This window comes from Pelagibius sp., assembly GCF_028281305.1.
In the GTDB taxonomy this organism is placed as follows: Bacteria; Pseudomonadota; Alphaproteobacteria; order Kiloniellales; family Kiloniellaceae; genus Pelagibius.
Map to the genome: position 1 here is coordinate 1 of NZ_JANQKD010000108.1, position 15396 is coordinate 15396.

The following is a 15396-nucleotide window of genomic DNA, read 5'->3' on the forward strand; positions in this document are numbered from 1 at the left end:
GGCTGCGTTGGGCCGCCGTTCCAGGGCGGAGCCGACGACGGTAAAGAGCGCCTGCTCATACTGGACGTCCGGATCGTCGAAGCGGATCACCGCGAGGGGCTGGCGCTGGCCGACCTGGCTGGCCGCGCCGCCGGCCGGGGCCGGGGCCGGCACGCCGTAGGAGCGGTTGGCCAGGCTGCCGCCGATGTACTCGCCGTTGTCGATGGCCACCTGCATGGCGGTCAGGTTCAGCCGTTCGTTGGCGAAGTAGTTCTGGGTGCGGGCGATGTCGTCGGTCAGCTCGTTGAGCAGACGGTCGATGATGACGACGGTCTTGTTGACTTCGTCTTCCAGGACGGCGAGCTGGCGGTGGTCCTCTTCCACGGCGCCGCGCAGCTCAAAGGTCGTGCTGGTCGACTCCAGCAGGAAGGCCGCCAGGGAGGCGGTGCCGGAGACCTGGCTGGCCAGGGTGTTCAGGGCGGCGATGGAGGCGCCGACCTGCTGCAGCTCCGACTGCGCCTGGTTCCACTGGGCCACCAGTTCCGGGTTGCCGGGGGTGGTGCCGACCTGCAGGCGCGCGTTCATCGCTGCCTTCAGGGAGTGGTAGTTGCCGGCGAACTGGCGGGCCGAGACCCGCAGGGTCTGAAGCTGGCCGTTTTCGGAGGAGAGATCCCCCTGCAGGCGCAGCAGATCGCCACGCAGGCTCTCGATTTTCTTGCCCACGACGGTGCCGGTCGGGCGCATGTTGCTGACCGTCGGCGGGCGGAAATCGGTGGTCCCCAGGATCTGCGGCGGCGGCGGAGAGTCGGCGGCAGGGACGGCAGCGGGTTCGGCCGGAGCGGCCTCCGGCACAGCCGCGGTCTCGACGACAGGCTCGGGCGCGGGCGCCTGGGCGCTGTCGCTCGCCGCGGTGCGGTCGTTCTGCGGCGCGGCGCAGGCGGCGGCCAGCATCAGCACGCCGGCGACGACAGCGGTCCGACGAAAGGGCAGGGATCGTCTTTTCGACATGGATATATCCGTACAGATTTACGGGACAGCCAAACCAAGTAAGTCCTTACAGATTAACCATGTAAGTCTTTACAGAGTATTGCTATCCCAGCCCCCCGGGGAAGTTCGCGAGATAGTAGAGGATGGATTCTGGGGGTACAAGAGCGATTTCCCGCGCCTAAGCTGTGGAAGAGCGCTGATTTCCCGCGAGAATCCTTGGCTTTTGCACTGCGGTGAAGCGCTTGCAAGGAACCGGGGCTTCGAGTAATGTCCGGCCTCTTCGCGGTCCGCTTAGCAGCGCCGCGCTGCCGTTTTTGGCCCTCAAGCGCCCGTAGCTCAACTGGATAGAGCGTCTGACTACGGATCAGGAGGTTGGGAGTTCGAATCTTCCCGGGCGCGCCATTACTTCCAAGATGATCGTCCTGTCATCCAAGCAGAGGTTCGAACTTTGTTCGAACGGACCCGCCATAATATCCTGAGAAACTCGTAGTCTCCTGAGAAACAAGGTGAAAACGGGCTGGAACGGCGTTCGGCGCCGGTTCTTCTCGATTCGTTCTGCAGACCGCAGCGGAACTGGCGCGGGCGGGCCGAGCCGGGCGATCGATCGGGCCGCCCGGAACTTCGAAATGCGCGATCGTCGGCGGCGTCCCGGTCAGCATGAAATGGCTCGCTGGCGCGCAAGTCCTTCCATGGTGTCCGGAGCCGGGACGGCCCTCACACCGCGACCAGCGGAAAGGTGACGCCCAGGGCCCAGGCAAGGATCACGCCGAGAGCCAGGCCGGGGGCCATCGCCGTACCGCTGCGCTGTCCGACCCAGCGGCCCATCAGACCGAAAATCACGAAGAACAGCACGAAGACGGGCAGAACGATGATCAGGAAGAACAGGCGCTCGAAGTCGAGTGCTACGGCAATGCTGAGCGAGGCGAGGAAGGCCAATCGTGCGGCGCCGCGCCGCCACAGCGGGGCGCGGCCGGCCTCGGTGAGCACGCTGTCTGCCAGCATGAAGGGCACGGCCCCCAGCATCAGAACGAGGATGACGGGAATCCGCTCCGCATGCGGCAGGAAGCTTGCCGCATAGCGGTCCAGGGCTAGGGCGAAAACGCCGAGCCCGAAGGCGACAAGGGCCGCACTCGGAACCAGCGCCAGGCGTCCGAAGCGGACGCCGCGCCAGCCGAGGAGGGCAAGCGCCATGAGGCCGTAGAGCAGGAGGTGGAGCACAAGATAGTCCGCCACCAGGACTGGAAGCACACGCAGGTCCAGGGGATAGAGCAGCAGCGGCGTCAACACCGCCGGCAGCACCGTTGCCAGGGTGAACGTGCTTGCGATCGGCCGGTCCGGCGCACGCCGGCCCTCCGGCAACAGGGTGGACAGCGGCCAGGCGAGCGCGACGATGCAGCCCAGAAGCAAGGCGATCCAGCCCCCGGTTGCCGTGACCGGGCCGCTGCTTTCGCGCCCGAAGGCACCGTCGATCCAGGCGCGCGCTTCGCGCAGTGACGTCGCGCTATAAAGGACGCCGACGTGCTCGACCGCCGGTGACACAACGGCGCGCCGCAGGATCCCGCTCCTCGGATCGCTGACGGTCTGCCCTTCCGAAGCGCCCGGATCGATGAGGCGGAGCGCCGCGAGCGCGACGCGGCGCAGCCCTGGCTCCCAGGCGCCGGTAATCACCAACAGCCGTTGCGGTGCCTCAGCAGTCACCGCCTCTGAGTACATCGAAACGGCGACCACGGCGCGTACCCGCGAGTCGGCAATGGCCTGGCGGACGATGATATCGGTGGCCATGGAGTGGCCGAGCAGCGCGACGGGCTCTGAGGCGCATCCCAGCCGTTGCTGAGCAGCATCGATCACGGCCGCCGTTTCGGCGACGAGCAGCCGCGTTGTTCCGTCGACCTGCGTGATGTCTCCAGACATCGGCGCCGGATTGCGGCCGTGGCCCTGAAAGTCGAAGCTGATGGCGGTGTAGCCGGCCCGTGCCAGGGTCAGGGCGAACGCCTCCATGAGCTGGCGGGAGCCGGCGAAACCATGGGCGATGACCACGATGGGCCCGTTGCTGTCCGGCTGCCGGTAGATCGTGGCTGGGGTTTGTCCGGCGTCCAGCGGGACGATGGAGAGGCCTTTGCGGGCGCTTTCGAGCTGCCAGAGGGAGAGCAGGGCCAGCGCGGCTGTGGCAACGCCGACGATGCGTTGGATCAGAGTCACCCTACCCCCCTCTCGCCTGTCCGCGTTGAAGCCGGCACCACGGACCCCGCCCGACTCCCACAGGGCTGCGCCCCGCCCGACTCCCACAGGGCTGCGCCCCGCCAGACCCCCACAAGGCTGCGAACGCAACGCCTGCGGACTGTCCAGATAGCCTGTCGCTTTCAATTGTCCAATCGATGTAACATGACTGGAGCAACCAGTTACAGAGGGAGGCTCATTGGCGCGATGTCCCGATGGGAAGCTGACAGACCCTTGAACTCCACGGAAAACGCGGTCTGACGATGGCCGAGCCTTATCCCTTTTCCGCCATCGTCGAGCAGGAAGAGATGAAGCTGGCCCTGCTGATTGCCGTCATCGATCCTTCGATCGGCGGAGTTCTGGTTTTCGGCCATCGCGGCACCGGCAAGTCGACGGCGGTGCGGGCGCTGGCCGCCCTTCTGCCGAAGATGCAGGTGGTCGCAGGCTGCCGCTATCACTGCGATCCGCAGGCGGACCCGCGGGCCTGCGCCGACGATTGCAGCCTGCGCCGCGGCCGAAAGCCTGCGGAACTGAAAAGCAAAGCGGTGCCGGTTCCGGTGGTCGACCTGCCGCTCGGCGCGACCGAGGACCGGGTGGTCGGCGCGCTTGATCTGGAGCGCGCCCTCACCGCCGGCGTCAAGGCCTTCGAACCCGGGCTCCTGGCGCTGGCGCACCGCGGTTTTCTCTACATCGACGAGGTCAACCTCCTGGAGGACCACCTGATCGACCTGCTGCTCGACGTCGCCGCTTCGGGGGAGAACGTGGTCGAGCGCGAAGGTCTCAGCGTCCGCCATGCCGCGCGCTTCGTCCTTATCGGCAGCGGCAATCCGGAGGAGGGCGAACTGCGCCCGCAGTTGCTCGACCGCTTCGGCCTGTCCGTCGATGTCACCACGCCGGAAGACCTGGCCAGCCGTGTCGAGGTGGTGCGCCGCCGCGACGACTTCGAGCGGCACGCCGCCGCGTTTCTCGCCAAGTGGAAGCGCAAGGACGGGCAGCTCCGCCGCAAGCTGACCGCGGCGCGGCAGCGGCTCGACGACATTCAGGTGCCCGACGGCGCGCTGGAACGGGTGGCCGAGCTTTGCATGAAACTCGGTACCGACGGACTGCGCGGCGAGCTGACGATGATCCGCGCCGCGCGCGCGCTGGCCGCGCTGGAGGGGGCGAAGTCCCTCAACGACGACCACCTGCGGCGGGTCGCGCCCGCGGCTTTGCGCCATCGGCTGCGGCGCGACCCCTTGGACGAGGCCGGTTCCGGCGTGCGTGTCGAGCGCGCGCTGCAGGAGGTCTTCGGGACATGACCGGCCAAGCGCCCGCGCGTCAGGGCGCATCGGGGAGCTCTCCGGGACCTTCCCCCTGGGCCGACGCGGTCCTTGCGGCCGCCGCCCTGGCGGTGGATCCGGCCGGCCTCGGCGGCGTGGTGCTGCGCTCGCCACCCTCGCCGCTGCGTGACAATTGGCTGGACCTGCTGCGCCAGGGACAACCGCCGGACGCGCCCTGGCGCCGTGTGCCCCTGCATGTCACCGACGGGCGCCTGTTCGGCGGGCTCGACCTCGCCGCGACGCTGCGGGCCGGCAAGCCCCTGGCGGAACGCGGGCTGTTGGCGGAGTGTGATGGCGGCATGCTGATCCTGGCCTCTGCCGAACGGCTTTCAGCGGCGACGGCGGCACGCCTGACGGCGACCGTCGACCGCGGCATGGTCGCCGTGGAGCGCGACGGGACGACGGCCCGTCACAGTGCCCGTTTCGGCATCGTCGCCCTCGACGAGAGCCTCGACGACTCAGAGGCTGTACCGCCGGCGCTGGCGGACAGGCTGGCGTTGCACATCGATCTGAACGGCCTGCGCCGTGGCGAAAGCCCTGAAACTGTCTTTACGCCAGAGGAAATTGCGCAGGCCCGCAAGCGACTCCGGACCGTGACGGCCGCCGAAAGCGATGTCGAGTTGCTCTGTGGCGTCGCGCTCGCGCTCGGAACGGGGTCCCTGCGGGCCGAAGCCCTTGCGCTGAGGTTCGCCCGCGTTCATGCGGCGCTTCATGGCCGCACGACCCTGGCCAAGGCCGATTGCGAGGCCGCGGCGCGCTTGGTGCTGGCACCCCGGGCGAGTCGACTGCCTTTGCCGGACGACGAACCGCCGGCCGCCGAAGAGCACCAGGCCGAGACTCCGCCGGAGGACGGTGAGGGCGATGACAGGGGCAGCGACTCTCCGCCCGAAGACCTGGTTCTTGCCGCGGCGCAGGCAGCGATCCCGCCGCGCCTCTTGGCCCAGCTGCAGTCGGCCGTCGGCCGCCCGCGGGGCCGAAGCGCCGCCGGGCGCGTCGGCGCCCTGCAGCTTGCCCGACGGCGGGGGCGCCCGGTGGGCACGCGCCGCGGCGACCTTGCGGGCGGCAACCGCCTGAACCTCGTCGAAACGCTGCGGACCGCTGCCCCCTGGCAGCCGCTGCGCCGGCGCCGGCAGGATGGCGCCGACGCGGGCCCGCGCATGGAGGTGCGGCGGGACGACTTCCGCATCGTTCGCTTCAAGCAGCGCAGCGAGTCGGTCACGATCTTCGTGGTCGACGCTTCCGGGTCGGCGGCCCTGCACAGGCTGGCGGAAGCGAAGGGTGCCGTCGAGCTGCTGCTTACGGACTGTTATGCGCGGCGCGACCAGGTTGCGCTGATCGCCTTTCGCGGCGCCGGCGCGGAGGTTCTGCTGCCTCCGACACGCTCGCTGGTGCGCGCCAAGCGAGAGCTTGCGGCCTTGCCCGGTGGCGGCGGAACGCCGCTGGCCGATGGTCTCGATGCGGCGCTGGCGCTGGCGGAGGCGGCCAAGCGGCAAGGGCGCACGCCCAGCCTTGTGCTGCTCACCGACGGTCGCGCCAATGTATCCCGCGACGGCAGCGGCGGGCGCGCGCAGGCGGAGGAAGACGCGCAGCGCGCCGCGCGCCGGATCCGCGGCGCGGGGCTCGCCGCCCTTTTCATCGATACCGGCCCCCGGGCCAATCCCTTCGCCCGGGATCTGGCGGCGGAGATGGGTGCGCGTTACCTGGCATTGCCGCGCGCCGATGCCCGCAGCCTTTCCGCTGCTGTTCAAGACGCCGGCCAAAGCGCCGGCGCGCCGGAGGCTGTGGCATGAGTGACTGTCCGATCTGGGAACAGGACGGGCAGGACTGGCCGAACCGGGACAGCAGCCGCTTTATCGAAGCCGGGGGGCTGGAATGGCACGTTCAGTGCCAGGGATCCGGGCCTGTTCTGCTGCTGCTGCATGGGACCGGCGCCTCGACCCATTCGTGGCGCGGCCTGCTGCCGCTTCTGGCGGAACGCTTCTCCGTCGTGGCGCCCGACCTGCCGGGCCACGGCTTCAGTCAGACCGCGCCGTTCCACCGGATGTCCCTGACGGCGATGGCCCGGTCGATCGACACGTTGCTGAAGGCCCTTGCGGTCTCACCGGCGCTGGTCGCCGGGCACTCGGCGGGTGCGGCGATCCTGGCGCGCATGTGCCTGGACGAGCGGCTGGACGCCAAGGGTATGATCAGTCTCAACGGCGCTCTGCTGGCATTGCGCGGGCTGCCCGGCCGGGTGTTTTCCCCGGTTGCCCGGGCTCTGTCGCTGAGCGGAGCGGCGCCGCGGATTCTCTCCCTGGGCGCAGCGGAGCCATTGCTCGTGAACCGCCTGCTGCGCGATACCGGTTCGCGCATCGATGCCGAGGGCGTGCGCCTCTATCGCCGCTTGGCGCGCAAGCCGGCCCATGTGGCTGCAGCGCTCGACATGATGGCGAACTGGAATCTGGAGCGCCTTGAGGACCAGCTCTCAGAGCTCTCCGTTCCGCTGCTGCTGATCGTCGGTGCCCGCGACCGCAGCGTACCGCCCGCACAGGCGCGGCATATCGGGGCACTGGCCCCCCGGGCCGAGGTCATTTCGATGCCGGGCCTGGGGCACCTGGCCCACGAGGAGGCGCCGCGGGAAACGGCGGCGCATATCGCAGACTTTGCACGGCGGGTGAAGGTGCTTCGCGGCTGATCCGCCGTTGCCGTGCCGGTCCCGCGCCAGCCCCACAAGGATTCTCCGCGGCTGCCGTTTCTCCGGCTAGCGTCAATTAAAAACAACATATATACTTGTCAAGTAATGTTTACGGCTGTGAGAGAAAGCGGCGTCGGCCTGCGCCTGCGCGCCACCGGCGATCCGGCCAAGGCTTCACAGAAGCCGCATGCGGTGGTGATTGGCAGCGGCTTCGGCGGTCTTGCTGCGGCGGTGCGTCTCGGCGCGCGCGGCTACCGGGTGACGGTGCTGGAGCGTTTGGACGCCCCGGGGGGGCGGGCCTACGTGTTCCGCCAGGACGGCTTTACCTTCGATGCCGGGCCGACCATCGTGACGGCGCCCTTTCTCTTCGAGGAACTCTGGCAGCTTTGCGGCCGGCGCTTGGCCGACGATGTCGACCTCAGGCCGCTCGACCCCTTTTACCGCATCCGTTTCGACGACGGCGCGACCTTCGACTATTCCGGCGATCCCGCGGCTATGCGGGCGGCCATCGCCCGCTTTTCTCCTGATGACGTTACCGGCTACGAGCGTTTCATGGCGGCCAGCGAGCGTCACTTCCGGATCGGCTTCGAGAAACTGGGCGATGTCAGCTTCGGGTCCTGGACCGACATGGCCCGCGTGCTGCCGGACCTCGTGAAACTGCAGGGCTATCGCAGCGTCTACACTCTCGTCGCCAAGTACATCCGGGACGAACGCCTGCGGCGGGTTTTCAGTTTTCACCCCCTTCTGATCGGCGGCGATCCTTTCAGCGCGACTTCGGTCTACAGTCTGATCGCCTTTCTCGAGCGCCAATGGGGCGTGCATTTCGCCATGGGCGGGACCGGCCGGCTGGTGGCCGGCCTTGTCGACCTGATCGCCGGGCAGGGTGGGCGCCTGCGCCTGGGCGCGGAGGTCAGCCGAATCCTGGTGAAGGGGGGGCGTGCGGTCGGTGTCGCCCTGGCCTCCGGTGAGGTGATCCCCGCTGATATCGTCGTCTCCAACGCCGACACCGCCTGGACTTACCGCAACCTGCTGCCGGAGGAAGCGCGGCGGCGCTGGAGCGACCGCCGTCTTGAGCGCACACGCTATTCCATGAGCCTCTTTCTCTGGTACTTCGGCACCAAGCGGCGCTACGAAGACGTTCCCCATCACACGATCCTGATGGGACCGCGCTATCGCGGACTGATTGCCGATATTTTCAAGCGCAAGGTGCTGGCGGAGGATTTCAGCCTCTATCTGCATCGGCCCAGCGCCACCGACCCGTCCCTGGCGCCGCCGGGCTGCGATGCGTTCTACGTGCTGTCGCCGGTTCCGAATCTGGACGCCGAAGTCGACTGGCGGACGGCGGCGGAACCCTATCGCGAGCGTCTCGCGGCCTATCTCCACAGCACCCTGCTGCCGGGTCTGGAAGACTCCGTTGTGACCTCGCGGCTCATGACCCCGCTGGATTTCCAGGATCGTCTCCTGTCTTACCGGGGCGCAGCCTTCGGCATGGAGCCGATCCTGACGCAGAGCGCCTGGTTCAGGCCGCATAACCGCAGCGAAGATATCGAACATCTTTACATCGTCGGCGCCGGCACCCACCCCGGGGCCGGACTGCCGGGCGTCCTGACCTCAGCCAAAGTCCTCGACAAGGTGGTTCCCGATGCAGCAGCCCTTGCCTGATTCAGACTCCTCAGCCGCCGATCTTGCAGCCTGCCGCCAGTTGCTGAGCGAAGGGTCCCGTTCTTTCTATGCGGCCTCCCGTCTGCTGCCCGGTGATGTCCGCGACGACGCGATCGCCCTCTATGCGTTCTGCCGCACGGCGGATGATGTGGTCGATCTGGGGCAGGGCGGGCTGGAAGCCCCGGCCGCGCTGCGCGCGCGGCTGGAGCGCCTCTACGCCGGCTGTCCGGAAGACGATGCGGTGGACCGCGCGTTTGCGACGATGGTGCAGCGCCGCGCCCTGCCGCGTGACCTTCCCCTGGCGCTCATCGAGGGGCTGTATTGGGATGCGGAGCGCCGCCAGTATGAGACTCTGGCCGACCTTCAGGCCTATGCCGCACGGGTCGCCGGCACGGTCGGTGCCATGATGACCGTCGTGATGGGCGTGCGCGATGCTGACGCCTTGGCGCGGGCCTGCGATCTCGGCGTGGCCATGCAGCTCACCAACATCGCCCGCGATGTCGGCGAGGACGCCAGGGCGGGACGCCTCTACCTGCCCCGCCAGTGGCTGCGCGAAGCCGGGATCGACCCCGATGCCTGGCTCGCCGCGCCGCGATTCTGCCCGGCGCTCGCCTCGGTGATCGCGCGCCTGCTGGCGGCTGCGGAGCGGCTCTATGAAAGGGCCGGATCCGGAATCGCCGCACTGCCTGCGGGCTGCCGCCCGGCGATCCTGGCGGCAAGTCTGATCTACGCGGAAATCGGCGCACGCGTCGCGGAGAACGGCTTTGACAGCCTCTCCCGACGAGCCGTGGTGCCGGGCGCGCGCAAGCTGAACCTGATGCTGAAATCCCTGGCGCGGACGGCGGGCCAGGCGGTCCTGCCGCGCCGCGCATCGCATCGCCGTGCGCTCGCGCAACCGGCACTGGACCAGACCCGTTTCCTGGTTTGTGCGGTCGCGCCGCTTTCGGATGCGGCAGCCGAGGCGGCCGCAGAGGCGCAGGCGTTGCTGCCGTGGTGGGACCTCAGTGCCCGGGTTTGCTGGATGATCGCGCTTTTCGAGCGGCTGGAGCGCAGCGACCGGGAGGTGGCAGCAGCGCAGGCCATTCGTCGGGCCTGACTGTGACGTCGCGCATGAGCGGTGCGGGCCGGCCCGCAGGCGGCGTTGACGCCGGGCGCGGGCAGGCTAAGTGATAAAGCGATGGATGGTCCAAGCTACCTGACCCTGCTGCTGTTCATCGGCGCCTGCATGGCCGTCGCCACCAGCGGCATGTACTTCCGGCCCGGCGACTGGTACCAGCGGCTCGAAAAGCCGTCCTGGCAGCCGCCGGGATGGCTGTTCGGCCCGGTCTGGATGATCCTCTACGCGATGATCGCGGTCTCAGGCTGGCTGGTCTGGGCCGAGGCCGGCTGGGCCGGTGCAGCGTTGCCTTTGGCGATCTACGCCCTGCAGCTGCTTCTGAACTGGCTGTGGTCGGCGCTCTTTTTCGGCTTGAAGCGCATCGATCTTGCGCTTGCGGAGATGGCCCTGCTCTGGATCTCCATCGTGGCGATGATCGTCGCCTTCTATCCGATCCACGCTGGCGCCGCCCTCATGATGCTGCCCTATCTGGCCTGGGTCAGCTTCGCGATGCTGCTCAACTTTACGATCTGGCGGCTGAACGGCGCGCGCGGCGTTGCCCTATCGTAAATGCTGGGGTCCTGAACGGTGAGGGTATGACGGGTGGGATCATCAGCGGCGAGTTGGCCGCCTTCCTGGAGATCACGCTTTTCTTCCTGTTGGTCGGGGGCGCGGCAGTCTGGCAGTTGTGGAGCGTCAGCAAAGGCGACGACACAACCCAGACCGGCTCTAAGAACGGCGCGGCATCCGGAACGGCAGCATCAACTGTACCAGGGGATGGCGAAAGCGGTTGAGGTCGAGGCTCTCGTGGACCGCCGTAACGTCCTCGCCCCGCACGCGGCTGGCCACTAGAGAGCGGGCGTAAAAGGGACTGTCCTGCAGGGTTCGAAGAATCTGCGGCGTCACCGAGGGATCGGCGCGGGTCCGGCGCTCGATGCGCCAGAGGGTCGGCGGCAAGGCCGCTTCCGGCGGGCTGGGAAAGGGCTCGACAGACCCGTCCCCGGCGACTTGGAGGGCGAGAGACGTGGTCGCGCCGCCGCGTTCCCGCGCGTTGTAGAGCAGCGCCGCGCCTTTGCTCAGATGGGCCCGCGACCAGTGCCAGCCGACAAAGGACTGCTCCAGCGCCTCGGCGCCGGCATTGCTGTCGAAGTAGCCGCTTCCCCGCCAGCACAGAGCGGGCTGCTGAAAGTCGAGCTCGACCCTGGCCCGCGGCGCCACGGGCCACCAGTGATGCCGGGCTGCCCGGTCCAGCGCCAGCTTGCGGCCAGTGAGGGCTTCGGGATAGAGGCGCAAGCGGCCGCGCAGGCGTGACGGCCTGGGGACGGTCACTTCGTCGATGCCGACGCTTAGGCACTCGCCATCCCAGCGCAGAGCGCTAGGGCCGATGTGCAGATGCTCTGCGTCCCGGCTGAGGGCGCCGCCGCCCCGCTCCGTCATCGCCCAGCGGCCGCCGCGCGGTCCGTAGAGCGAGACGTTGACGGCGCAGTGGTTCAGTGGATCGGCGGTTCCGCGCTGACGCGCCCAAGCGTAGTAGGGCGAGAAAACGCTGCCTATGAAGGCGATCACCGTCACCCCATGGCGGCCGTCTTCGCTTAGAGCATCGAGATACCACCAGGCATAGCCGCCGGCAGCGACGTCGACTGCAAATCCAGGTCCTGGAGCAGACTCTCCGCCGCCAGCCGGCCGGAGGTTGCCGCCATCGGCACGCCCGGCCCCGGATGCACGCTGCCCCCGGCCAGGTAGAGCCCGGGCAGGCGGGTTCGTGCCCCCGGCCGGTTGAAGGCTGCCTGCCATCCGTGCGAAGCCCGCCCGTAGAGGGCCCCGCCGCTGCCGGGAAACAGACGGTTGAAGTCCTGCGGCGTCGACACGGCCATCGCCGCGCTTTGCCGTTCGATGCGCAGGCCGCAGCGCTCTATCCGGTCGAAGGTTCTTTGCGCGCATGACTCGATCTCCTTGGCGTCGAGGGGGGCGTCGAGGGGGCCGTCGAAAGGGGCGCCGGCGGGTGAGGCATCACCGTAGGCCGGGGCGTTGATCAGGCAGAGCAAACGCTCGGGGCCTTGCGGTTGCGGGTCGCCGGGGTCGCCGCGGTCCTGAGCGCAGACGTAGACGGTCGGCATCCGAGGCACCCGCTGATGCTCGGATATGTCCGAGAACTCGGCGGCGTAGTCTCCCGAGAAGAAGACGTTGTGACGCAGCAGGGGGAAGCCCTCGGTCTCTGCCGCGAGGGCCCAGGTGATCGCGGAGAGCGAGCGCCCGGAAGGATGGGCCGCTGGGAGCGCCGCGGCGACGTCCCGGCCCAGCAGGCCGGCCGCCGCTGCAGCAGCGTCGGCGTTGACGATCACCGCGTCGGCGCTCAGCACTTCTCCGCTTGTCAGTTCGACGCCCGACACGCTGCCGCCGGCGGTCTTGACGTCCCGCACCTCGGTCCCGTAGCGGATTGTGGCGCCGAGTTTCTCGGAGAGGGCGGCCAGGGTTTCCGCCAGGCGCTGCATGCCGCCGGCGACCAGCCAGACGCCGCGCTGCTCCACGTGGGCGACCAGCATCAGGGTTGCCGGTGCCGCGAAAGGCGAGGATCCGCAGTAGGTGGCGTAACGGCCGAAAAGCTGGCGCAGGCGAGGATCGTGGAAGTGCTGGCCGAGCGCCGACCAGAGCGTCTCGAAGGGCTTGATGCGCAGAAGCCCGCCGAGCCCGCGCCATCCGACATTGCGCAGGAGGCCGACGGGGCTGGGGCGCTGGGTTTGCATGAAAGAGGCTTCCAGCGTGGTGTAGACCTCTGCGGCCTCTTTGCAGAACGCGAGAAAGCGGCGCGCCTCCGCCGCTCCGGAGAAGTCGCCGATGGCCTCGGCCGAGCGCGCCATGTCGGCAAAGAGGTCGAGCCGCTCGTCCGCACTCCAGGCGTGGCGGGCGAGGACCTCGACAGGCTGTAGCGTAACATGGTCTTCCAGAGAGGTGCCGGCGCGGGCGAAGATCTCGTCGAAGACCCAGCGCATGGTGAAGACCGTCGGGCCTGCGTCGACCGCCCGGCGGTCCGCTGCCGGGCCCACCATGACCTCGCGCATCTTGCCGCCCGGCGCCCCGGCCCGCTCCAGCAGCGTGACCTGCAGGCCGCGGCCCGCCAGCTCGACGGCAGCCACAAGGCCGGCGATGCCCGCCCCGATGATGATGACACGATCTCTTTGCACCAGCGCTCCCTCCGGTGCTGCCGGCGGTGTTGCCGGCGGTGTTGCCTCTGGGGACGTCCGGTCTGTCGGGCAAGGCCGTTGACAAGCAAACCGGAACTGTCCAATCTATCTGACAGTATTATGTGACAATTAAAAATGACAGTCGAGGCTGATGTGGAAGCGCAAGCGCAGGAGGGCAGCATGAAGACGGTCAATCGGGTCGATGCGGTGTTGGACGCCGCGCTGCTTGCCGGCGAGGCCCCCGGGCACCCGCCGCGCCTCGCTGCCGCGATGCGCCACGCCGTTTTTCCGGGGGGCGCGCGGATCCGGCCCCAACTCTGTCTTGCGGTGGCCAGTGCCTGCGGCGAAGGCGCTTCGGACATTGCCGCCGCCTCGGCAGCGGCGATCGAACTGCTGCACTGCGCGTCGCTGGTTCACGATGACCTGCCCTGTTTCGACGATGCCGACCTGCGCCGCGGCAAGCCTGCCGTTCACAAGGCCTTTGACGAACGCCTCGCCGTTCTGGCCGGGGACGCGCTGATCGTCATGGCTTTCGAGGTTCTGGGGCGTGGCGCCGCGGCACAGCCGCAGCGCCTCTCCGCCCTGCTGCGCATCGTCGGCGCGGCGGTGGGGACACCGCACGGGATTTCGGCCGGCCAGGCCTGGGAATGCGAGCCCGCGCTCGACCTGGCGCAGTACCAGCGCGCCAAGACCGGCGCCCTCTTTGCCGGGGCGACCATGGCCGGAGCCGCGGCGGCGGGATACGAGCCCGCACCCTGGCGTCCGCTGGGCGAGGGATTGGGGGAGGCCTATCAGGTTGCCGACGACATTCGTGACGTCTTCGGCAATCCGGACGAGCTCGGCAAGCCGGTCGGCCAGGATGCAGCCCATCAACGCCCCAACGCCGTTCATGCGCTTGGCCTGGACGGTGCGATCGACCGTCTCGAAGCGCTGGTCGCGGCGGCCGCCGAATCGATCCCGCTCTGTCCGGGGCGCAGGGCGCTGCGGTTGCGCATCATCGAGGAGGCGCAGCGATTCCTACCAAAGAAGCTCCGGCGCGCGGCCTAACCGGCGCCCCCCTTCGCTCAAGCGCCCCGCAGGTCGCGCCGGCCAACCTGCGCGCCCTGCGTGACCGGCTTTTGGACGCGCGCGACCGTCTGCTCGCAAATCCGGACTTTCAGCGCTGGGCCGCGCGCTTCCCCTTGACGCGGCCCATCGTGCGCCGCCGCAGCCGCGCGCTGTTCGATCTCTGCGCCGGTTTTGTCTACACGCAGGTGCTCACTGCCGCCGTGCGTCTCGATCTTTTTGCGATCCTGGCGGAAGGTCCGCAAGGGCGCGGCGAACTTGCCCGGCGTCTGGGTCTGACCGAAGAGGCTGCGGCGCGTCTGCTTGACGCCGCCGTGGCGTTGCGACTGGTTGCGACCCGCGGCGGCGGGCGCTACGGCCTCGGCCCTCTGGGTGCTGCGATGGTGGGCAATCCGGGCATTGCGGCGATGGTCGAGCATCACGGCATGCTCTACGCCGACCTGCGCGATCCCGTCGCCCTGCTGCGGGGGGAGCGCAGCGGTCAGGCGCTCGCGCAGTTCTGGCCCTATGCCGACAGCGCGCGACCCGATGCGCTGGGCGGCGACTCGGTTTCGGGCTACAGCCGACTCATGGCGATCTCGCAGCCGATGGTGGCGGCCGAGGTTCTCGATTCCTATGCCTTGGGCCAGCACCGCTGCCTGCTCGACGTCGGTGGCGGAGAGGGGGCTTTTCTGGCCGCTGCCGCTGCGGCGGTACCGGGGCTCGAGCTGATGCTCTTCGATCTGCCGGCGGTCGCCCGGCGGGCCGAGCAATGCTTCGCCAGCCTGGGCTTCGCCGACCGCCTGAAGACTCACGGCGGCGACTTTCTGAAGGATGCCCTGCCGCTTGGCGCCGACATCATCTCCCTGGTGCGTGTGCTCCACGACCACGAGGACGATGCCGTGCTGACGCTGCTGCGCGCGGCACGTCGGGCCCTGCCGCCCGGCGGAACCCTGCTGGTGGCGGAACCGATGGCGCAGACCCGCGGGGCCGAGGCGAGCGGCGACGCCTATTTCGGCTTCTACCTGCTGGCGATGGGGCGCGGCCGTCCGCGCACGCCAGGGCGGATCGGCCGCCTCGCAGAGGCTGCCGGATTTGCGAATCCCCGGCTGCGCGCCACCCACACCCCCCTGCTGGCCCGCGTGCTTGTCGCAGAGGTTCCAAAAAGCTGACACTGGCATGTGTTCTGTTAACTTGACATTCCAGAGTGTCCATATAAGCTGACAGTCGATCGAA

12 protein-coding genes and 1 tRNA gene are annotated in these 15396 nt (G+C 68.7%); 9 read left to right on the forward strand and 4 right to left on the reverse strand.

All coding sequences use genetic code 11. The annotated features are described in order from the left end of the window. Nucleotides 1-987, reverse strand: a 987-nt coding sequence (locus Q0982_RS20160; protein WP_322097077.1) for a hypothetical protein, incomplete at its 3' end; no start/stop codon positions are given. A gap of 304 nt (nt 988-1291) precedes the next feature. Here Q0982_RS20160 and Q0982_RS20165 point away from each other — a divergent pair. After that, nucleotides 1292-1368: transfer RNA gene (locus tag Q0982_RS20165), tRNA-Arg, on the forward strand. 312 nt (nt 1369-1680) lie between these two features. On the opposite strand, the gene Q0982_RS20170 is transcribed toward Q0982_RS20165, so the two are convergent. Further along, complete coding sequence (locus Q0982_RS20170) at nt 1681-3165, reverse strand: alpha/beta hydrolase (protein WP_299399003.1); 1485 nt, start codon at nt 3163-3165, stop codon at nt 1681-1683. A 281-nt stretch (nt 3166-3446) separates the two neighbouring features. Here Q0982_RS20170 and bchI point away from each other — a divergent pair, with 281 nt between their 5' ends. From bchI to Q0982_RS20200, 6 genes are all read left to right on the forward strand, one after another. After that, the gene (gene bchI / locus Q0982_RS20175; protein WP_299399005.1) at nt 3447-4481 is read left to right on the forward strand and encodes a magnesium chelatase ATPase subunit I; all 1035 of its coding nucleotides are present in this window, start codon (nt 3447-3449) and stop codon (nt 4479-4481) included. Next, nucleotides 4478-6292, forward strand: coding sequence for a magnesium chelatase subunit D (locus Q0982_RS20180; protein WP_299399008.1), 1815 nt, complete (start codon nt 4478-4480; stop codon nt 6290-6292). The genes bchI and Q0982_RS20180 overlap by 4 nt, the downstream gene beginning before the upstream one ends. Continuing rightward, entirely contained in the window at nt 6289-7176 is an 888-nt protein-coding gene (gene bchO, locus Q0982_RS20185; RefSeq protein ID WP_299399010.1) for an alpha/beta fold hydrolase BchO, read from the forward strand. Before Q0982_RS20180 ends, bchO begins: the two co-directional genes overlap by 4 nt. 138 nt (nt 7177-7314) lie before the next feature. Continuing rightward, entirely contained in the window at nt 7315-8838 is a 1524-nt protein-coding gene (locus tag Q0982_RS20190) for a phytoene desaturase (RefSeq protein ID WP_299399232.1), read from the forward strand. Further along, nucleotides 8831-9934, forward strand: coding sequence for a phytoene/squalene synthase family protein (locus tag Q0982_RS20195; RefSeq protein WP_322097078.1), 1104 nt, complete (start codon nt 8831-8833; stop codon nt 9932-9934). The genes Q0982_RS20190 and Q0982_RS20195 overlap by 8 nt, the downstream gene beginning before the upstream one ends. An 81-nt stretch (nt 9935-10015) precedes the next feature. Then, complete coding sequence (locus tag Q0982_RS20200) at nt 10016-10504, forward strand: TspO/MBR family protein (RefSeq protein WP_299399016.1); 489 nt, start codon at nt 10016-10018, stop codon at nt 10502-10504. A 159-nt stretch (nt 10505-10663) separates the two neighbouring features. On the opposite strand, the gene Q0982_RS20205 is transcribed toward Q0982_RS20200, so the two are convergent. Next, on the reverse strand, nt 10664-11500 hold the full coding sequence (locus Q0982_RS20205) for a hypothetical protein (RefSeq protein ID WP_299399018.1): 837 nt from the start codon (nt 11498-11500) through the stop codon (nt 10664-10666). Nucleotides 11501-11526: 26 nt separating this feature from the next. Continuing rightward, complete coding sequence (crtD, locus tag Q0982_RS20210) at nt 11527-13116, reverse strand: 1-hydroxycarotenoid 3,4-desaturase CrtD (protein WP_299399021.1); 1590 nt, start codon at nt 13114-13116, stop codon at nt 11527-11529. A 180-nt stretch (nt 13117-13296) separates the two neighbouring features. Here crtD and Q0982_RS20215 point away from each other — a divergent pair, with 180 nt between their 5' ends. Both Q0982_RS20215 and Q0982_RS20220 read left to right on the forward strand, forming a co-directional pair. Next, nucleotides 13297-14163 (forward strand): polyprenyl synthetase family protein, encoded by an 867-nt coding sequence (locus Q0982_RS20215; RefSeq protein ID WP_299399023.1) that lies wholly within the window; start codon nt 13297-13299, stop codon nt 14161-14163. A gap of 71 nt (nt 14164-14234) precedes the next feature. Next, complete coding sequence (locus Q0982_RS20220; protein ID WP_299399026.1) at nt 14235-15332, forward strand: methyltransferase; 1098 nt, start codon at nt 14235-14237, stop codon at nt 15330-15332. Nucleotides 15333-15396: the final 64 nt, after the last annotated feature.